This window comes from Mycobacterium sp. (genome assembly GCF_025933915.1).
In the GTDB taxonomy this organism is placed as follows: Bacteria; Actinomycetota; Actinomycetes; order Mycobacteriales; family Mycobacteriaceae; genus Mycobacterium.
Genome location: NZ_JAICZA010000041.1, coordinates 12,989 through 32,894 on the forward strand (window position 1 = coordinate 12,989; position 19,906 = coordinate 32,894).

General features: G+C 66.3%; 16 protein-coding genes. 12 read left to right on the plus strand and 4 right to left on the minus strand.

Annotated elements, in window-relative coordinates; genetic code table 11:
• The first annotated feature begins 116 nt into the window (after window positions 1–116).
• Both Q0W90_RS09095 and Q0W90_RS09100 read left to right on the plus strand, forming a co-directional pair.
• The gene (locus tag Q0W90_RS09095) at window positions 117–1,472 is read left to right on the plus strand and encodes a M20/M25/M40 family metallo-hydrolase (RefSeq protein ID WP_297592785.1); all 1,356 of its coding nucleotides are present in this window, start codon (window positions 117–119) and stop codon (window positions 1,470–1,472) included.
• Between the two features lie 36 nt (window positions 1,473–1,508).
• Entirely contained in the window at window positions 1,509–2,039 is a 531-nt protein-coding gene (locus Q0W90_RS09100) for a YbhB/YbcL family Raf kinase inhibitor-like protein (RefSeq protein ID WP_297592783.1), read from the plus strand.
• 76 nt (window positions 2,040–2,115) lie between these two features.
• Here the strand turns inward: Q0W90_RS09100 and Q0W90_RS09105 are convergent, their stop codons facing one another.
• The 3 genes from Q0W90_RS09105 to Q0W90_RS09115 are packed head-to-tail and all read right to left on the minus strand — an operon-like array spanning window position 2,116 to window position 4,555.
• Entirely contained in the window at window positions 2,116–3,180 is a 1,065-nt protein-coding gene (locus Q0W90_RS09105; protein WP_297774218.1) for a quinone-dependent dihydroorotate dehydrogenase, read from the minus strand.
• 32 nt (window positions 3,181–3,212) lie between these two features.
• Window positions 3,213–3,434, minus strand: coding sequence for a DUF5703 family protein (locus Q0W90_RS09110; protein WP_297600127.1), 222 nt, complete (start codon window positions 3,432–3,434; stop codon window positions 3,213–3,215).
• 53 nt (window positions 3,435–3,487) lie between these two features.
• Window positions 3,488–4,555, minus strand: coding sequence for a hypothetical protein (locus Q0W90_RS09115; RefSeq protein WP_297600118.1), 1,068 nt, complete (start codon window positions 4,553–4,555; stop codon window positions 3,488–3,490).
• Between the two features lie 109 nt (window positions 4,556–4,664).
• On the opposite strand from Q0W90_RS09115, the gene Q0W90_RS09120 reads away from it, so the two are divergent.
• From Q0W90_RS09120 to Q0W90_RS09140, 5 genes are all read left to right on the plus strand, one after another.
• Entirely contained in the window at window positions 4,665–4,967 is a 303-nt protein-coding gene (locus Q0W90_RS09120) for a hypothetical protein (RefSeq protein ID WP_297600115.1), read from the plus strand.
• A 40-nt stretch (window positions 4,968–5,007) separates the two neighbouring features.
• Window positions 5,008–5,760: a histidine phosphatase family protein gene (locus Q0W90_RS09125; RefSeq protein WP_297600113.1), complete on the plus strand. Its 753-nt coding sequence runs from the start codon at window positions 5,008–5,010 to the stop codon at window positions 5,758–5,760.
• A 61-nt stretch (window positions 5,761–5,821) separates the two neighbouring features.
• Entirely contained in the window at window positions 5,822–6,409 is a 588-nt protein-coding gene (locus Q0W90_RS09130; protein ID WP_297600111.1) for a DUF3090 domain-containing protein, read from the plus strand.
• The gene (locus Q0W90_RS09135) at window positions 6,393–7,208 is read left to right on the plus strand and encodes an SCO1664 family protein (protein ID WP_363319571.1); all 816 of its coding nucleotides are present in this window, start codon (window positions 6,393–6,395) and stop codon (window positions 7,206–7,208) included. The genes Q0W90_RS09130 and Q0W90_RS09135 overlap by 17 nt, the downstream gene beginning before the upstream one ends.
• A gap of 119 nt (window positions 7,209–7,327) precedes the next feature.
• Window positions 7,328–8,107 carry an inositol monophosphatase family protein gene (locus tag Q0W90_RS09140; RefSeq protein ID WP_297600121.1) on the plus strand — a complete coding sequence of 260 codons (780 nt, stop codon included), beginning with the start codon at window positions 7,328–7,330 and terminating at the stop codon, window positions 8,105–8,107.
• Here Q0W90_RS09140 and Q0W90_RS09145 read toward each other — a convergent pair.
• Window positions 8,104–9,684: an aldehyde dehydrogenase family protein gene (locus tag Q0W90_RS09145; protein ID WP_297774213.1), complete on the minus strand. Its 1,581-nt coding sequence runs from the start codon at window positions 9,682–9,684 to the stop codon at window positions 8,104–8,106. The genes Q0W90_RS09140 and Q0W90_RS09145 overlap by 4 nt on opposite strands.
• Before the next feature lie 129 nt (window positions 9,685–9,813).
• Between Q0W90_RS09145 and mshC the strand changes: the two genes are divergently transcribed.
• The 5 genes from mshC to Q0W90_RS09170 form a co-directional block, all read left to right on the plus strand.
• Window positions 9,814–11,049, plus strand: a complete 1,236-nt coding sequence (gene mshC / locus Q0W90_RS09150; RefSeq protein ID WP_297600106.1) for a cysteine--1-D-myo-inosityl 2-amino-2-deoxy-alpha-D-glucopyranoside ligase — start codon at window positions 9,814–9,816, stop codon at window positions 11,047–11,049.
• A 545-nt stretch (window positions 11,050–11,594) separates the two neighbouring features.
• Window positions 11,595–14,270: a LuxR family transcriptional regulator gene (locus tag Q0W90_RS09155; RefSeq protein WP_297700592.1), complete on the plus strand. Its 2,676-nt coding sequence runs from the start codon at window positions 11,595–11,597 to the stop codon at window positions 14,268–14,270.
• Between the two features lie 484 nt (window positions 14,271–14,754).
• The gene (locus Q0W90_RS09160) at window positions 14,755–17,376 is read left to right on the plus strand and encodes a LuxR C-terminal-related transcriptional regulator (protein WP_297701152.1); all 2,622 of its coding nucleotides are present in this window, start codon (window positions 14,755–14,757) and stop codon (window positions 17,374–17,376) included.
• Between the two features lie 395 nt (window positions 17,377–17,771).
• On the plus strand, window positions 17,772–18,005 hold the full coding sequence (locus Q0W90_RS09165) for an MbtH family protein (protein WP_297601691.1): 234 nt from the start codon (window positions 17,772–17,774) through the stop codon (window positions 18,003–18,005).
• Between the two features lie 17 nt (window positions 18,006–18,022).
• Window positions 18,023–19,906: condensation domain-containing protein (locus Q0W90_RS09170; protein WP_297701151.1), on the plus strand; the 1,884-nt coding region annotated here is incomplete at its 3' end.

Here is a 19,906-nt window from a genome sequence, read left to right on the forward strand (position 1 = left end):
TGGGTTGGCAGCTAAGGCTATCGGATTGCCCGCCGCGAACCCAATCCAGCACCCCGGCACGTCTCGGTGCTCGGCATCGAGCCGTCCGGCCCCCGGCAATGGTAGGAAAGGGGGTTGTGACCATTCAGAGCGGGGCGACCGACGTGCCGACCAACCGGAGCGACGATGTGGTCGAGGTGGTCAGCAAGCTGATCCGGTTCGACACCACCAACACCGGCGAACCGGAGACCACGAAGGGCGAGGCCGACTGCGCGCAGTGGGTCGCCGAGCAGCTCGCCGAGGTCGGCTATGCGCCGCAGTATCTCGAATCCGGCGCCCCGGGCCGCGGCAACGTCTTCGTCCGGCTGCCGGGCGCCGACAAGTCGCGCGGAGCGCTGCTGATTCATGGGCATCTCGACGTGGTGCCGGCCGAGCCGACCGAATGGAGCGTGCACCCGTTCTCCGGCGCGGTCAAAGACGGCTTTGTGTGGGGCCGCGGAGCGATCGACATGAAGGACATGGTCGGCATGATGATCGTGGTGGCCCGGCAGTTGAAGCGGGACGGCATCGTGCCCCCGCGCGACCTGGTCTTCGGATTCATCGCCGACGAAGAGCACGGCGGGACCTACGGGGCGCAGTGGCTGGTCGACAATCGGCCGGACCTTTTCGACGGTGTCACCGAGGCGATTGGCGAGGTGGGCGGGTTCTCGCTGACCGTGCCGCGCCGCGACGGGGGCGAACGTCGGCTCTATCTGATCGAGACGGCCGAGAAGGGGCTGTCGTGGATGAGGCTCACCGCCCGCGGCCCGGCCGGGCACGGATCGATGGTGCACGACCAGAACGCCGTCACCGCCGTCGCCGAGGCCGTCGCCCGCCTGGGCCGGCACCAGTTTCCGCTGGTGCTGACCGACACCGTGGCGCAGTTCCTCGCGGCCGTCAGCGAGGAGACCGGACTCACCTTCGACACCGAATCGGGTGACCTGCGGGGGGCGATCGAAAAGCTGGGCCCAATGGCCCGCATGCTCAAGGCCGTGCTGCACGACACCGCGAACCCCACGATGCTCAAGGCCGGGTACAAGGCCAACGTCGTCCCGGCAATCGCCGAGGCGGTGGTGGACTGCCGGATCCTTCCCGGCCGCAAGGAGGCGTTCGAGGCCGAGATCGACGAGCTGATCGGACCGGACGTGACGCGCGAGTGGATCAAGGACTTCCCGTCCTATGAGACCAGCTTCGACGGTGACCTGGTCGACGCGATGAACGACGCCGTGCTGGCGCTCGACCCGGACGCGCGGACCGTGCCGTATATGCTCTCCGGTGGTACCGACGCGAAATCCTTCGCGCGCTTGGGTATTCGCTGCTTCGGTTTCAGCCCGCTGCGGCTGCCACCGGATCTGGATTTCACCGCGCTGTTCCATGGCGTCGATGAACGGGTACCCATCGATGCGTTGCGGTTCGGCACCGACGTGCTGACCCACTTCCTGACCCACTGCTAGTTGACGAACGCAAGCCGATCACCCGAGAGGACCGCCATGAGCACTGCGCCCGACCCGTACGCATCGCTGCCGAAGCTGCCGACGTTCACGTTGACCTCGCAATCGGTCACCGACGGTCAGCCCCTGGCCAAGCCCCAGGTCAGCGGGATCATGGGCGCTGGCGGTGAGGACGTCAGCCCGCAGCTGAGCTGGTCGGGATTCCCGGACGGGACTCGCAGCTTCGCCGTCACCGTCTATGACCCCGACGCGCCGACGGCCTCCGGGTTCTGGCACTGGGCGGTGGCCAACCTGCCGGCCGACGTCACCGAGTTGGCCGAGGGCGCCGGCGACGGCAGCGATCTGCCGGGTGACGCGCTGACGCTGGTCAACGACGCCGGGCTGCGCCGCTACCTCGGCGCCGCGCCGCCGGCCGGGCATGGCGCGCACCGTTATTACATCGCCGTGCACGCCGTGGACACCGACAAGCTGGATCTACCCGAGGATGCCAGCCCGGCTTTCCTCGGCTTCAACTTGTTCCAGCACGCCATCGCGCGGGCGGTCATCCACGCCACCTACGAACAGAAGTAGGGCGGCTCTTACTCGCGAGACTGTAACTACCGACGGCTGCACTCGCGGAATGCGTTGGTGGTTACAGTCTCGCGGTTCAACGCCGAGCCGCCGAGCCGACCGCGTCACTGAGCGAGGCGAATCCGCCGTCGTGCAGCCGCCGCGCGATACCGTCGTGAATCTGCTTGGCCCACAAGCCTCCTCCGTAGACGAAGCCGGTATAGCCCTGCAGCAGCGAGGCGCCCGCGGTGATCCGCTCCCAGGCGTCGTCGGCATTCTCGATGCCGCCCACGCTGATCAACACCAGGCGATCGCCGACCCGGCCGTATAGCCGGCGCAGCACTTCGACCGCGCGGCGCGCCACCGGGGGCCCGGAGATGCCGCCGGCGCCCAGCGCCTCGACGCGCGGCGTTTTCAGGCCGTGGCGCGACACCGTGGTGTTGGTGGCGACGATGCCTGCCAGGCCCAGTTCGACCGCCAGATCCGCGATGTCGTCCACGTCGGAATCGGAGAGGTCCGGCGCGATCTTCACCAGCACCGGTGTGGTCGTCTCGGCGAGGACGGCCGCCAGGATGGGCCGCAGCGACTCGACCGCCTGTAGATCGCGCAGCCCGGGGGTGTTCGGCGAGCTGACGTTGACCACCAGGTAGGACGCCAGCGGGCCGACCAGCCGGGCGCTCGCCCGGTAATCGTCGACGGCCTGGTCCGACGGCGTTGCCTTGGTCTTGCCGATGTTGACCCCGATCGGCACCTCGGGCCGCTGGCGTGCGAGCCGCATCGCGAGCGCGCCCGCACCGAGATTGTTGAAGCCCATCCGGTTCAGCAGGGCCCGGTCGGCGGGCAGCCGGAACATGCGGGGAGCCGGGTTGCCGGGCTGTTCGTGGGCGGTGACGGTCCCGACCTCGGCATGCCCGAAGCCCAGCGCTCCCCAGGTGAGCACGCCCAGACCGTCCTTGTCGAAGCCGGCCGCCAGCCCCAACGGCCCCGGGAAACGCACCCCGAACACGGTGCTGGCCAGCGCCGGATCACTGGGGGCCAGCAGCCGGCGCAGTAATCGCCGCGTCCAGGCGACGGCCGTGACGCCGCGCAGGAAGCCGAAAACCAGCGTGTGAATGCGCTCGGGCGGGACCACGAAAAACAGCCGGCGCGCCACGCCGTACAGCCGGTGGCCGCCCTGGCGTGGTCGGGCGGGCGTCACAGTTCCGGCTGATCGGGCCGTCGCCCCTCAGGGCCGACGCCATCCAGACGAGACTTCTTGCGGCGCAACAATACTCGTCTACTTCCATCGGTGTAGAGCCGCACCCTGGTCAACTCCCAGCCGCGGTACTCGGCCTCGATGGACAATCGGGTGGACGCGCTGACCCGGGTCACTTCCGGGGGCAGGCGCAGCGGCACCCATTCATACTCGTCGGACATCTCGGTGTCCCAGCCCGCGGGTAGCCGGCTCCGCCGCGCCGCGGCCTCGCTCGTCACGGATTGCCCGCCGCATGGTCGATGACCTGAACTCCGGAACCGGACCCCGACACCACGTACAAGGTGTCTGACGCTTCGTCGAAGGCCAGCGAGTTCGGTTGCTGCACGGTCGGGTAACGCACCTTTTCGACGGGAATTCCGGTGGACAGATCGTAACCAATGACGATATTGGAAAGGGTCGCCGAAACCCAGGCTAACGCGCGGGAACCAGCCAGGCCGTAGGGCGCCTGGGGAACCGGGTAGGCCTGACGCAGGATCAGTGGGTCCACGCCATAGACCAGCAGCTGCCCGCCGCGGGTATCGGCCACCAGGACCCGGCCCAGCGCATCGGCGACCACGGTGGTGGCGCCCCCGCCCGCCCGCAGCGCCTGCTGGACGTGACCGTCGGCGTCGATCGTGGTCACCGACGTCTGTCCCCGGTCCAGCACGACCGTTGTATTGCCGTGTGCGGCAAGCCAATCGACGCGCGCGAAGATCTTGTTCCGAGTGGCGACGCTCGCGCCGGTCACCGTGTCCGGCGTGGGGGAGGCAAGCGTGTAGACGGCGCCGTCGGCGCTGCCCAACACCAGCTTGCCGTCGGCACGTTGGGCCACCGCGGTGAATTCGGTCTGCGGGGACTCGGCGACGCCCACCCGCGTTGCGTGACCGGTGGCCAGGTCGACCACGAAGTAGCCGCCCCGCGCGGCGAGGTAGACGGTTCCGTGGCCGTCGTCGGTCAACGCGGTCGCCGGTCCAGGCAGCTCGACGACGCGCGGCGGGGCCTGCGGGTCGCCGAAGACGGTGACGCTGGCTGGAGCTGTGGGGTCGGCACCCGGCGTCAGCACCGCCAGCTGGTGGGTGCCGCCATCGAACACCGCGGCCGCGGCGTGAGCGGCCAGCGGGCGCACCGCGCCGGCCGGAGGCTGCGACACCGGCGGCGACACGGCCGCCCGCGCGGGTTCGATGGTGCGCGGCGCGCTCTGGAGCGGATTCGACGAGCAGCCAACCGTCGCACCGAGCAAAATCGCAATGCTCAATAAACCGCTGTGAGCTGTCAGTTTGTGACGGCCTTGTCGTGACAGCAATTCTCTTCCCTCGGGGTGCGGCGGTGGAACACAAATTCTAAGGAATGCTGTCGCATGCAACGGGGCCATGCTGCCGCATCCAGCCGTACTGGCGAGGTATCGTCGGCTGATGGCCGTCACCGCTGACCGTCATATGACGCAGAAAGAGTTTGCTGTCGAAGACATGTCGACAGGTATTTTCGCTAGCGGATACGGACAAGTCGGTGATGGACGAAGTTTTTCGTTTCACATCGAGAACGGATCACTTGTCGTCGAGGTTTACCGGCCGCGTCTCGCCGGGCCCGTTCCGCAGGCCGACGAGGTGGTCGCCACCGCAGTCCGCAGTCTGGTCGATATCGACCTCACCGACGAACGCAGCCTGAGCGCGGCGGTGCGCGACTCCGTGGCGCACGCGGTGCCGGTTCCCCGCTAGTCATTCCCCGACCCGTCCACCGGGTAGCGTCGTGGGCGACATGACCGTCATTCTGTTGCGACACGGCCGATCCAGTTCGAACACCGCGGGCATTCTCGCAGGCCGTTCGGAGGGCGTCGATCTCGATGACAAGGGACGCGAGCAAGCCGCCGGGCTGATCGACCGGATCGGTGATCTGCCGATCCGGGAATTGATCAGTTCGCCGCTGTTGCGCTGCCGTCGCACGGTCGAGCCACTGGCCGACGCGCTGTGTCTCGTGCCGCTCGTCGACGATCGCCTCGCCGAGGTGGACTACGGAGAATGGACCGGCCGCAAGATCGGTGAGCTGGTGAGCGAGCCCCTATGGAAGGTCGTCCAGGCCCATCCCAGCGCGGCGGTCTTTCCCGGCGGCGAGGGTCTGGCGCAGGTGCAGGCGCGGGCCGTGGCCGCCGTCCGCGAGCACGACCGCCGGCTCGCGGGCGAGCATGGCGGCGACGCGTTGTGGGTCGCTTGCACGCACGGTGATGTCATCAAGGCGGTCATCGCCGACGCGTACGGCCTACATCTGGATGGGTTCCAGCGCGTCACCGCCGACCCGGCGTCGGTGAGCGTCATCCGGTACACCGAACTGCGTCCGTTTGTGTTGCACGTCAACCACACCGGCGCACGGCTGGCCGCCGCATTGCGGGCCGGGCCCCCGCCGAAGGAAGAGACAAAGGCGGAAACGGACGGCCAATCCAACGGCGAGGCACAGGCACCACCGGCCGCAGGAGTGCCGTCGAGCGACGCCGTGGTCGGTGGTTCGACGGATTAATGCGGCTGCCACCTCTATCGGATCGCACGTCGACCGCAACAGCCGGTATTTTGGAGGTGCCATGTCCCGCGCAATTCATGTCTTCCGCACCCCCGACCGCTTCGTGGCCGGGACCGTTGGTCAGCCCGGAAATCGCACCTTCTACATCCAGGCGGTGCATGACGCCCGGGTGGTATCGGTGATATTGGAGAAGCAGCAGGTCGCCGTGCTCGCCGAACGCATCGGCGCGCTGCTGCTCGAGGTGCATCGCAGGTTCGGCACGCCGGTCCCCCCGGAGCCCGCCGAGGTCGAGGACCTGAACCCGTTGGTCACCCCGGTGGACGCCGAGTTCCGGGTCGGGACCATGGGGCTGGGCTGGGATTCGGAGGCCCAGACCGTGGTGGTGGAGCTGCTGGCCGTCACCGACGCCGAGTTCGACGCGTCGGTGGTGCTCGACGACACCGAGGAGGGTCCTGACGCGGTGCGGGTGTTCTTGACGCCGGAGTCGGCGCGGCAGTTCGCCACCCGCTCCAACCGGGTGATCTCAGCGGGTCGCCCGCCGTGCCCGCTGTGCGACGAACCGTTGGACCCTGAGGGCCATATCTGCGCACGCGCCAACGGCTATCGGCGCAGTGCGCTGCTCGGGTCTGACGATGACCCCGAGATATGACGACCGTGAGGTGTTGCGGAACGGCGAGCTGACGGTCATCGGACGGATCCGCTCAGCTTCCAACGCCACCTTCTTGTGCGAATCGACGCTCGACGAGCGCGCGGTGCATTGCGTTTACAAGCCGGTCGCCGGCGAAGCGCCGCTGTGGGACTTTCCTGACGGCACGTTGGCCGGCCGCGAGCTGGGCGCGTACCTGGTATCGACGCAATTGGGTTGGAACATCGTGCCCTACACGATCATTCGCCACGGGCCGGCGGGTCCCGGCATGCTGCAGCAGTGGGTGCAGCAGCCCGGCGACACGGTGGACACCGATCCTCGCGAAGGCCCGGACCTGGTCGACCTGTTCCCCGCCGGCAAAGCCCAACCCGGTTATCTGCCGGTGCTGCGCGCCCACGACTATGCCGGTGACGAGGTCGTTTTGATGCACGCCGACGATATTCGCTTGTGGCGGATGGCGGTGTTCGACGTGCTGGTCAACAACGCCGACCGCAAGGGTGGCCATGTCCTGCGCGACCTCGACGGTCACATCTTCGGGGTCGACCACGGCGTGTGCCTGCACGTGGAGAACAAGCTGCGGACCGTGCTGTGGGGATGGGCCGGCAAGCCCATCGACGGCCAAACCCTGACAGCCGTCGCCGGTCTGGCCGAGGCCGTCACCGGCTCGTTCGGTGACGAACTGGCCGAGCAGATCACTCGCGCGGAGATCGCCGCGCTGCGCATGCGCGCGCAGGCGCTGCTGGACAACCCGGTGATGCCCGGACCCAACCGCCATCGTCCGATTCCGTGGCCGGCTTTCTAGCGGTGATCGCAAGCGCGGCGGCGCCGAACGCAGCGGGTCGCCGCCATCGGTGAAGGCCGCGACAGGGCGTCGGCGATACTGAAGCGGTGAGCCCCGCCGCCGCCGACGAGTCGGACGAGATGACCGATGCCGCTCTGGCCGCCGATCTCGCCGCCGAGGCGGGGGAGTTGCTGCTCAAAGTCCGCGACGAAGTCGGGTTCGGCTATCCGTGGGCGCTGGGCGACGCGGGTGACAGCCTGGCGAACGAACTGATCCTGCGGCGGTTGCACGTCGAACGGCCCGCTGACGCGGTGCTCAGCGAGGAGGCCTACGACGACCTGTCCCGGCTGCAGCACGACCGGGTCTGGATCATCGACCCGCTGGACGGCACCCGTGAGTTCTCCACGCCGGGGCGTGACGACTGGGCGGTCCATATCGCGCTGTGGCAACGTCCCACCGACGGTCCCACCGACAACAAGCGCGAGATCACCGACGCGGCGGTGTCGTTGCCCGCCCGCGGGAACATCGTCTACCGCAGCGACACCGTGAGCGACGGCGCCGCGCGGGTCGGCGTCACCGACACGATCCGCATCGCCGTCAGCGCCACCCGGCCCCCGGCGGTCCTGCACCGGATGCGGCAGACGTTGCCCATACAGCCCGTGGCGATTGGGTCGGCGGGGGCCAAGGCGATGGCCATCATCGATGGCGACGTCGACGCCTACGTGCACGCCGGCGGCCAGTGGGAGTGGGACTCGGCGGCTCCGGCCGGGGTGGTGATGGCCGCCGGGATGCACGCATCGCGGCTTGACGGATCACCGATGCGCTACAACCAACTCGACCCGTACCTGCCCGACTTCGTCATGTGCCGCGCCGAGTTGGCGCCGATCCTGCTGGGCGCTATTCGCGACGCGTGGCGCTAGCGGGCCCGACGTCCGAGCCGGCGTCGCCAGTCTTTCGCTGACAGCAGGCGGACGACGTTTTCCACTAAGGTGCCCTTCTTGCGGCTGTAGGGGTACCAGAGCAGTTCCTTTTTCATCGCGACCCGCTCGGCGACGATGGCTTTCTGGCGGCAGTATTTGCGGATCCCGTCGGCGCCACCGGAGCGCGAACCGATCCCCGATTCCTTCCACCCGACCATCGGAAGCCCGAACTGCAACAGGCTGGTGACGACGTTGTTGATGTTGACGCTGCCCGTATTCATTTGCCGCGCAACGGCCATCGCCTTGTCTTTGTCCCGCGTCCACACGCTGCCGGACAACCCCAGATTGGAGTCATTGGCCTTGGCGATGGCTTCCGCGACGTCGCGGACCCTCATGACCGGCAGCGTGGGGCCGAAGGTCTCTTCGCGCATGCACGCCATGTCGTGGTTCACGTCGACCAGCACGGTCGGCTCGTAGAACAAGCCGCCGCCGCCACCGCTCGCCTTTCCGCCGACAAGCACGTTCGCGCCCTTGCTCACGGCGTCGTCGACATGGCGGGACACGATCGCGAGTTGCTGCTCGGTGGTCATCGACCCGACTTCGCAGGAGTAGTCGTGCCCGGCGTCCATGCCGTTGCGCAGCGCGGACGTCTTGGCCACCAACTTCTTCACGAACTCGTCGTAGACCGGCTCCTCGACGTAGACCCGTTCCACCGAGATACACACCTGCCCGGTGTAGAAGAACCCGCCCCACACCGCACCGTCGACGGCGCGGTCGATGTCGGCGTCGGCGCACACGATCATCGCGTCCTTGCCCCCGAGCTCCAGGCTGCAGGGGATCAGCCGCTCGGCCGCCGCGACGGCGATGCGGCGCCCGGTGCCGACCGACCCGGTGAACATCACGTAGTCGACCGTATTCACCAGGGCCGCACCGGTTTCGCCGTAACCGAACACCACATCCAGCACGTTCGGCGCGCCGATCTGCTTCCAGCCCTCGACCGCGACCCGCCATGCCAGCGGCGTGAACTCCGAGGGCTTGGACAGCACGGCGCACCCGGCCATCAGGGCGGCGGGAATGTCGAGCAGCGGCACCGACAGCGGCCCGTTCCACGGGGTGATGACCCCGACGAGCTGATAGGGCTCATAGACCAGCGTCAGCTTTTTGCCCGCGTTGGCGGCGCCGTAGGGGCGCACCGTCTGATCCGCCAAAAATTCGGCCGCGTTGTCAATCCAATAGTTGATGATCTGCAGGCCGGAAATCTCCACGCCGGTGTCGCCCCAGGACTTGCCCGTCTCGAGTTGCAGCGGCGTCAACAGGTCATCGCGGTGATCGAGCATCCAGTCGCGCCACTTGCCCAGCCACCGTGCGCGGCCGCCGACTCCCATTTGCTGCCACATCGGCTGAGCCGCCCGCAGGCGGGTGGCCACGGCCTCGACTTCGCCGACGGTCGCCACCGGGACGTGGCCGACGACTTGTGCCGTCGCCGGGCAGGTGACCACCACTTCTTGGTGCGTGGCCGCACCCGCGGTGTCGGTTCGGTCAGTTGTATTAGTCGACATCGCAACCACCTCGCTCATCGACGTTGAGCGGATTTGCTCGATACCGGACTTAGCAAACCACAAATCGCGCGGGGACGATAGCGCCCCCGGGGCGCACAACAGCGGTCGATTCCGACCTGCATCGTCACCACGCTTAGGCTGATTGCCATGCAGTCCTGGTCTTCCCCACCGGTTCCCGCGTTGGCGGGACGCGGCCCGGAGCTTCGGCTGTATGACACGTCTGACCGGCAGGTGCGTCCCGTGGCGGCCGGCTCGACCGCCACGATGTATGTCTGCGGCATCACCCCGTACGACGCGACCCACTTGGGCCACGCCGCAACCTATCTGGCGTTCGATCTGATCTACCGGCAGTGGCTGGATCTCGGCCACGACGTCCACTACGTGCAAAACGTCACCGACGTCGACGATCCCCTGCTGGAGCGCGCCGAACGCGACGGCATCGACTGGCGCGAGCTGGCCGAGCGCGAGGTGTCGCTGTTCCGTGCGGACATGGCGGCGCTGCGCATGCTGGCGCCCCGCGACTACGTCGGCGCGACCGAGGCGATCGCCGAGGTCATCGAGCTTGTCGAGAAGATGCTGGCGTCCGGGGCGGCCTACGTCCTCGACGGCGAATACCCGGACATCTACTACCGGGCCGATGCCACACCCCAGTTCGGCTACGAATCAGGCTACGACCGCGAGACCATGCTGCGGCTGTTCTCCGAGCGCGGCGGCGACCCGCTGCGGCCCGGCAAGAGCGACGAGCTCGACGCCCTGCTGTGGCTGGCCGCGCGTCCCGGTGAGCCCAGCTGGCCATCGCCCTTCGGCGACGGCCGGCCCGGCTGGCATGTCGAGTGCGCGGCGATCGCGCTCAGCCGCATCGGCAGCGGCCTGGACATTCAGGGCGGGGGCAGCGACCTGATCTTCCCGCATCACGAATTCACCGCGGCGCACGCCGAATGTGTCCGGGGCGAAAGGCGATTCGCGCGCCACTACGTGCACGCCGGGATGATCGGCTGGGACGGGCACAAGATGTCCAAGAGCCGCGGCAACCTGGTTCTGGTGTCGAGTCTGCGGGCGCAAGGGGTGGAGCCGGCGGCGATCCGGCTGGGGCTGCTGGCCGGGCACTACCGCGGCGATCGCTATTGGAGCGATCAGGTGCTCGGCGAGGCCATCACTCGGCTGCAGCGCTGGCGCACCGCGGCCGCGCTACCGGCCGGCCCGGACGCGGCCGACGTGATCGCGCGGGTGCGCCAATATTTGGCCGACGACCTCGACACCCCCAAAGCTCTTGCCGCACTTGATGGTTGGACCACCGATGCGCTCGACTACGGCGGCCACGACACCGAGGCGCCCCGGCTGGTGGCGGCCGCGATCGATGCGTTACTGGGCGTGGCCCTGTAATCGCAGGGTCGATGTGTGATCGGTGTCAGCTCCGTGGCCAGGGTTGCCACCGCAGATCGAAGTGTCTTGTGCGCCACTTCTCTGGGCCTACCCGGCTAACCCATGCATCGTGTGATATTTGCTGGTGTCCATATTTGAATCGTGCCTTGGTTGCTATGAAACAGCTGTATAACCAGTACGTTAATTAACACTGGTGTCGAATTGCGCGCGGTCGATGCCGTTTGCTGAGGGCCAGTATTTCAGGTATATTTTGCGATAACTGCTGGACCATAAGAGGGAGTGGGGTCCGGTGTGTACCGAGAGCGGATCGACGTGGCAGTCTTCGGGAATACTGCTGCGTCGGCCGAAAACTCGCCATCGTAGTAAGCCGCATAGGCGTGGTGTAGCTGCTACCGCTGGGCCGATCGGCCCATCTGGGTATTGAACCTTCACCAACGGGATGTGGCTTGATGAACGCAACTTTTCTGAACGCCAGGGCACCGATACGCCCTCACCGGCTCTAGGGGTTTCCGGTGCAGGGGGTACATGGGTCGACGTGGCCCATCGTGGGACGAGATGCCGAATTGCGGCGGTCGCTGGCCGCTCTCGGTAGTGGGGAGTTCCACGGCGTGGCGTTGGTCGGCGACAGTGGGGTGGGCAAGTCGACACTCGCGCGCATGCTGGCGAAGGCGGGCGAGTCGGCCGGCCGCACGGTGCGATTCGCGCTGGGCACTCAAACCGGCCACGCGGTGCCGCTGGGGGCGTTTTCTCGGGCGGTGAGCCTTGGGGTGGCGCACGAACCGACGGCTATGCTGGCCGCCGCGCATAACACCTTGGGCCAAGACAAGAACCTGGTGGTGGTGGTCGACGACGCGCAGTTGCTCGACCCGCTGTCGGCCACCTTGGTCAATCAGCTTGCGTCAGGCCGTAGCGCACGGTTGATCGTGACGATCCGGTCCGGCGAGCCCGTCTTGGATGCGGTAACCGCATTGTTGAAAGAGCGCATATTGCTGACCGTTCACGTCGATCCGTTCACCCGCGAGCAGACCGCGCTGCTGGCCGGTGCGGTGTTGGATGGTCCGGTCGACTCACGATTGGTTGACGAGTTGTTCGAGCGCAGTGCGGGAAATCCGTTGCTGCTGCGCGGTTTTCTGGCCGCTGGGCAAGAGAGTGGGGCGCTGGCTCACACGGAGGCGGGCTGGCAACTTCGGGGTCCGCTGCGCGCGGATCGCGAACTTCACGAAGCTTTGGAGTTTCGGCTGCAATCGCTGAGCCCCAAGGAGTTGGAGGTGGTGGAGATCCTGGCGACCGCCGAGCGGCTGAAGTGGGAGATTCTGCGTGACATCTGCGATGCCGGCGCGGTCGCGACTCTGGAGCGTCGTGGTCTGATCCAGTTGGTTGCCGACGGATCGCACACCGTAGCTCAGTTGAATCAACCGATGCTCGGTGAAGCGGCGACCCGCCACGGCGGGATGGTGCGTGCCCGGCAACTCAACGGCAAATTGGCGCGGGCTCTGCAAAGGCATGATCGGGCAGGGGGTCGAGTCCTGAGGTTGCCCGGCCTACAGGCCCGGATCCGGTTGGCGCAGTTCATGATTCACAGCGACTTGGATCCGGACCTCGAGGTGGTCATCGAAGCGGCGGCGGATTCGCTGGCGATGTCGAATGTTGTGCTGGGTGAGGAATTGGCGAGGTTCGCGGTCGATCGTGGTGGTGGTCTGCCGGCCGCGTTGGTGCTTGCCGAGGCGGTGAGTTGGCAGGGCCGCGGCGAGGAGGCCGATTCCGTGCTGGTCGACGCCGAACCCAGCGGCGACGATGACTGGCTGATCGCGCGGTGGGGCTGTCTACGCGCTGCCAACTTGCACTGGGGCTGCGGAGACGTTGAAGCCGCCACCCGGGTGGTCGATGACGTGAAAAAGCGTGTGGCGTCCGAGGCCGGCATCCAACTGATCAACGCGCTCGAGGTGTCCATGGGCTACTTCCATGGCGACATTGAGACGACGATTGAACTTGGGCTGGGCTTGTGTGAGTCCGATTTACTACCGATAGCGACCGTGTGGGCGGTTTTCCCGACATGCGGTGCCTTGGCGGCGGCGGGCCGGTTTTCCGAAGTCAGCCGCATAGCCGACCTCGGGCTACGCGCGGCCGCGCTGTGCGGACTGGGGCCGCATCGATTCAACATCGGGATGACCGAGATCATGGCCGCGACCGCCGCCGGCGATGACCGCGCGGGAGAGCGGATCTATAAGCGTTATGCCGCGATGGCTGCCGGCCTTCCTGAAGCGAAGGCCATGGTCGACGCGATGCTCGGGCTCGTGCACGTTGCACGTGGTGAGCTCGCGTCAGCGTGCGCTGCATTCGTCGACTCGGTTGCGGTGTTCGCTCGGGGCTTTCCGTCGCCTTGGTTGGCGCTGGTGGCCGCCCTGCTTGCGCAGGCGGAAGGGGAGCGGGGAGACGGCGCGGCGGCCGCCGCGGCGTTGTGGCGTGCGGATAAAGCCTACGGACCGCATGTCGCGGTGTTTTTGCCAGAACTCGAGCTCGCCAGGGCCTGGGAGCGAGCGTCCGCCGGGGAGACGACGGCCGCACAGACGCATGCGGTGCAAGCCGCGCAAATCGCGGAAGCGGCCGGGATGCACGCGGTTGAGCTACGGGCGCGCCATGCAGCTGTGCGCTTCGGCGATCGTTCGCAGGCCAGGCGGTTGGAGAAACTTGCTCGTATCCTGAGCACCGCGCTGGCCGAGGCGGTCGCCGACCATGCCCGCGGACTGGCGCAACAGGACGGCGGTCTGCTCGACGTCGCCGCACACAAATTCGCCGATCTCGGCGCATTGGCTTTCGCCGCCGACGCGTCGGCGCATGCGGCCGGCGAACATGCCCGCAATGGCGACCGCGGTAAGAAATTCGAATCGTCGACTTGGGCGCAGGCTCTGGCCAGCCAATGCGGGTCACGCACACCGGCGGTTGCAGTGGCGCCGTGCCCGCTTCCCTTCAGCGGGCGTGAGCGTCAGATCGTGATGCTGGTCGCGGCCGGTCTGTCCAATCGCCAGATCGCCGACCGGCTGGTCATCTCGGTGCGCACGGTGGAGGGGCACCTCTACCGTATCTTCGCCAAACTCGGCATCAACACTCGCGACCAACTCATCTGCCTCACACAGAGGGAGCCGTCTGCGCGACGGGAGTTGTCACTTCTTGGCGACGGGTCGCTGGGTTACGGGAGCCTCGATCACCCCCGGACCGGCTGAGTTTTCGCTGTCGGCTCGTGCGGTTTTAGGCGCCCCTACTCTATCTCCGGGCGCATACCACTCGACTTACATCTGGCTTGCGACGATGCCTGCTTGAGGGGCCATACGCTCCCGCACATGAAAGGCAGTCGGAAGCGCACGGTCGCGATCGTCGAACACCATGTCGACCCGTCCGGACCCGCAGAAACGGTCCTGCCGTACGAGTCGTTGACAGTCGAGAACCGACTCCCATCGGGCCGCGGAAGCAGGACCTCGGCTTCGTTGGACTCTTTCAGGCGTTATTTGGCGGCAGCGAGTTCAGCGTTTATGTAGCGGCGGTGAGCTCGAAACGTCTCGTCCGGCAGAGGAGAACGCACTAGCTTGCGGCAGGCGGCAAGCGACCGGCAGCAGTCTGGTCGCCGCATCGGCAGCCTCCGGGGAGCAGGGAGATACGTCATTGACGCAGAGGGTAAATGGGTCGACGTGGCCCATCGTGGGGCGCGATGTGGAATTCCGGCGGTCGCTGGCGGCGCTCAATAACGGGGAATTCCACGGGGTGGCGTTGGTCGGTGACAGTGGGGTGGGTAAGTCGACGTTGGCGCGCATGCTGGCAAAGACGGTTGAGTCGGCGGGGCGTACGGTGCGATTCGCGTTGGGTACCCAAACCGGCCGCGCTGTGCCGCTGGGTGCGTTTTCTCGGGCGGTGAGCCTTGGGGTCGGACATGAGCCGGCCATCATGCTGGCCGCTGCGCTCAACACCTTGGGTCAAGACAAGAACCTGGTGGTGGTGGTCGACGAGGCCCAGTTGCTCGATCCGTTGTCGGCAACCTTGGTCAATCAGCTCGCGGCCGGCGGCGGTGCACGGTTGATCGTGACGATCCGGTCGGGTGAGCCCGTGCTGGATGCGGTGACGGCGTTGATGAAAGAGCGCCTGTTGTTGACTGTTCACGTCGACCCGTTTACCCGCGAGCAGACCGCGCTGCTGGCCGGTGCGGTGCTGGGTGGTCCGGTCGATTTTCGTTTAATTGATGAGTTGTTTGAGCGCAGTGCGGGAAATCTGTTGCTATTGCGCGGCTTTCTGACCGCGGGGCGTGAAAGTGGAGCCTTGGTCCATACCGAGGCGGGCTGGCAACTTCGGGGTCCGTTGCGCGCGGATCGTGAACTTCGTGATGCTTTGGAGTTTCGGCTGCTATCGCTGAGTCCAGAGGAGTTGGAGGTGGTGGAGATCTTGGCCACCGCCGAGCTGCTGGAGTGGGAGATTCTGCGTGACATCTGCGATGCCGATGCGATGGCAAGCCTCGAACGCCGTGGTCTCATCCAGTTGGTCGTCGACGGATCCCACACGCTGGCGCAGTTGAATCACCCCATACTCGGTGAAGCGGCGACCCGGCACGCCGGGGTGGTGCGCTCGCGGCAACTCAACGGCATCTTGGCGGAAACCCTTCGAAGGCACCTGCGGGCAGGTGGGCGGCGCTCGCAATTCTCGGATCCACGGCGCCGAATCCGGTTGGCTCAGTTCATGATGCGAAGTGACTTGGAGCCCGACCTCGAGGTGGTCATCACCGCGGCGGCCAGTGCAATGGCGATGTCGAATGTGGCGCTGGGTGAGGAGTTGGCGAGGTTCGCGGTCGATCGTGGTGGTGGTCTGCCGGCCGCGTTGGTGCTTGCCGAGGCGGTGAGTTGGCAGGGCCGCGGCGAGGAGGCCGATTCCATTCTTCTGGGCGTCGATGTCAATGACGCCGACGAATGGCTGATCGCGCGGTGGGGCTGTTTGCGCGCTGCCAACTTGGCGTGGGGGTGCGGTGACCCCGATACCGCGACGCGTGTACTGACCGAGGTGAAACAGCGTCTCGTGACCGAGGGCGGCCTCCACCTGATCAACGCGCTGGAGATTTCGATCGGGTTCTTCTGCGGCGACGTTGAGACGACGATTGAAGTTGGGCCGGGGCTGTGTGAGTCCGATGTAGTGCCGATAGCGACTGTGTGGGCGGCTATCGCGACATGCGGTGCGTTAATGGCGGCCGGGCGCTTTTCCGAAGTCAGCCGCATAGCCGCTGCAGGTGTGCGCGCGGCGGCGCTCTGCAGAGCGGGAGCGCAGCGGTTCGCCATCGGGCTGGCCGAGGTTATGGTCGCGACCGCCGCCGGTGACTATCCGGCGGCCGACCGAATCCACCGGCGTTACGCTGCGCTGGCTGCCGGTCTTCCCGCGGCGGAGGCCATGGTCGACGCGATGCTCGGACTCGTGCAGGTTTCCCGCGGTGAGCTCCCGTCAGCGTGCACCACTCTCGGTCGATCCATCTCCCAACTGTCCCAAGGCTTTCCGTCACCTTGGTTGCTGCTGGTGGCTGCCCTGCTTGCCCAAGCCGAGGGGATGCGGGGAGATGGTGCGGCGGCCGCCGCGGCGTTGCGATGTGCGGAGGAAGTCTACGGACCGCATGTTGCGGTGTTTTTGCCGGAACTCGAGCTCGCCCGGGCCTGGGAGCGGGCGGCCGCCGGCGACACGACGGCCGCCCAGACGCATGCGATGCAGGCGGCACAAGCCGCCCGGGCGGCCGGGATGCACGTGGCGGAGATGCGGGCACGCCACGCGGCCCTGCGTTTCGGCGACCGTTCGCAGGCCAAGCGGGTGGATGAGCTCGCCCGGATGTTGAACTCTCCATCGGCGCAAGCGGTCGCTGACCATGCTCGCGGTCTGGCCCAACACGACGGTCACCTGCTCGATGTCGCCGCACACAAATTCGCCGATCTCGGCGCATTGGCTTTCGCCGCCGACGCGTCGGCTCAGGCGGCCAGCGAATATTCCCGCCGGGGCGACCGGCGTGAGGAGATCGAGTCGTCTACCTGGGCGCATGCCTTGGCCAACCAGTGCGGTGTGCGTACACCGGCGCTCGAGGCCGCGGCGCGCCCGCTTCCCTTCAGCGGCCGTGAGCGTCAAATCGTGCTGCTGGTCGCGGCCGGATTATCCAACCGTGAGATAGCCAACCGGCTGGTCATCTCGGTGCGCACGGTGGAGGGACACCTGTACCGTCTCTTCTCCAAACTCGGTGTCAACCACCGCGACCAGCTCGTCCAGCTACTGAACCTGGATTCGACCGCGACCCAAGACGACAACCCCAGCGCGTCATGACGGATGTTCCGCAACGACCCATGGTCATCGTGCGGACCGCGGTGACTCGCGCTGCTCGGCGAAGCGGGTCCGCTGGCCGGCCCGCATAACGGCCCCAAGCCAGTACCCTCGACGAAAACCGCTGTCGCAGAATCAATTCCACGCCAGCACGCCCATTTTCTGGTGAGTATTCGCGCGTCGCTGACGGAGTCACCACTCTGTCGCCTTGCGCTTGCCACTCTATATGCGCGCAGTTACTACGCTACCCGGCTTGATAAGCCTGACAACAGGATTGAAACCCATACGCTCCCGATCATGTCGAGACCGTTGCTGGGTCAAGCCCTCCAGCGCCCGGTCGAAAACAGCAGGTGCACTGAAGTGCCCGACCCATGCCAAACCGAGGATCTGGAGGACTTGTGAGTACCAATCCGTTCGACGACGACAACGGCAGCTTCTTCGTCTTGGTCAACAACGAAGAGCAACACAGCCTGTGGCCGGCGTTCGCTGACATTCCGGCCGGCTGGCAGATCGTTCATGGCGACACGGACCGCGCCGCGTGCCTGGATTACATCGAAGAGAACTGGCCCGATATCCGGCCGAAGACTCTACGGAACAGGCTGGCGGCAGAGCGCCGGGGTTCTGGCAAGTAAACCGCAAAGGGAATCCGATGACGATTGATGACCGGACGCTGCCGGTTGGGCGCGAACACCTGACGGAACTCGATGGTGGGCCATTCCCGCTGACGCGCGGACAGCTAGACATTTGGCTTGCGCAGCAAACGGATCGGCAAGGTGCGAGGTGGCAGCTGGGCTATCTTCTGCGAATCGAGGGCACGGTCGACCCCTGGTTGCTTGAGCACACGATCCGTCAAGTGGTGCGCGAGGCCGAACCGCTCAGAGCCGCCTTTTTCCAGGTGGATGGCCAGGTTTTCCAAGAGGCGGTTGATTACCCGGATGTCGAGCTTGCTTGCTATGAGCGCATGGGCTCGCAGGATCCTGTTCAGGAAGCCTATCGGCTGGCATCCTCGATTCAGCGCACGGTGATGCCGCTTAATGGCCCGCTGTTCAAATTCGCGTTGCTGCGGACGCGGGCAGACGAATTTTATCTTTTCGTGTGCTGCCATCATATCGTGGCGGACGGAATCGGCCTTGCTCTTGTTTGTCGTCGGATCGGAGATGTCTACAATGCCGTGGCGTCGGGCGCGCCGATTCCCCCGGCCTTTTTTGGATCGCTGAGCGATCTGATCGCTTGCGAGTCAGAATACGAAGCGTCCACCGATTACCTCGACGATCGGGCCTATTGGACCAAGAACCTGCCGGCGGAAAGCGAACCGCGTTATCGATTGGCGTCCGCCGCGGACGGGCGTGATCCATATGAATCTTCTGCACCGGTCGAACTGGACCCAGTCGCTGTCGCCGGGATCCAGGAGTTGTCGCAGGCGTTGGGCGTGCGTCGTTCGTCGGTGATTGCTGCAGCGTGCGCGCTGCTGGTGGGCGGGTGTGATGTCGAGAGTTCGGAGGTGGTGTTCGATTTTCCGGTAAGCAGGCGGGTGCGCCCGGAGATACAGACGGTGCCGGGAATGATCACCGGGTTCGTCCCACTGGTGTTGAAAGCTTCGCCGGCGTCCGCGGTTGCCAGTTTTTGTGAACATGTCGACACGCGACTGCGAGAAGCGCTGCACCATCAGCGGTTCCCGGTGCACGTTATTGAGAACAAACGTCTCCGCGGCTCCGCGCAGACGTCGAATCGCGTAATTATTAATTTCATTCCGACTATAAATCTGGCGAATATTGCTGGTGCTACGGTGTCGGGAACCCTGACCCATACTAATCTGATCGATCAGCTTGGACTGGATTTTTTCAGCGACCATGATCGGCTTCTTCTCGGAATGCAGCCCGGCGCGACGACGAGTGGGTTCGGGGGCGCTGGGCAATGGCTTTCTCATTGTGACGTCCGCGATTTGGTTGAGCGGTTGGAGCGGGTGTTGGTGGCGATGACCGCCGACCCGACCCGGCGGCTCTCGTCGCTGGATCTGCTCGGCGAGGGTGAGCATGCCCGGTTGGGTGAGATCGGTAACCGGGCGGTGTTGAGCGAGTCGGTGAGCACGTCGGTGTCGATTCCGGTGCTCTTTGCCGAGTGGGTGGCCCGGACACCGGATGCGGTGGCGGTGACCTGCGAAGCCCGTTCAATGACTTACCGCGAGGTTGATGAGACCTCAAATCGGTTGGCGCACCTGCTGGCCGATCGCGGAGCGGGCCCGGGTGAGCTTGTGGCGCTGTTGCTTTCGCGTTCGGTCGAGGCGGTCGTGGCGATCCTGGCGGTGCTCAAGACGGGGGCGGCGTATCTGCCGATCGACCCGGGGCTACCGGCGGAGCGGATCGGGTTCGCGCTGGCCGATGCCGCGCCGATGGCCGCGATCACCACGGCCGGGTTGGCCGAGCGGCTCGACGGGCATGACGTGGTGGTCATCGACGTCGACGATCCCGCTGTGGACGCACAGCCCAGCACGGGCTTGCCGGCGCCGGCCCCGGACGATATCGCCTACCTGATC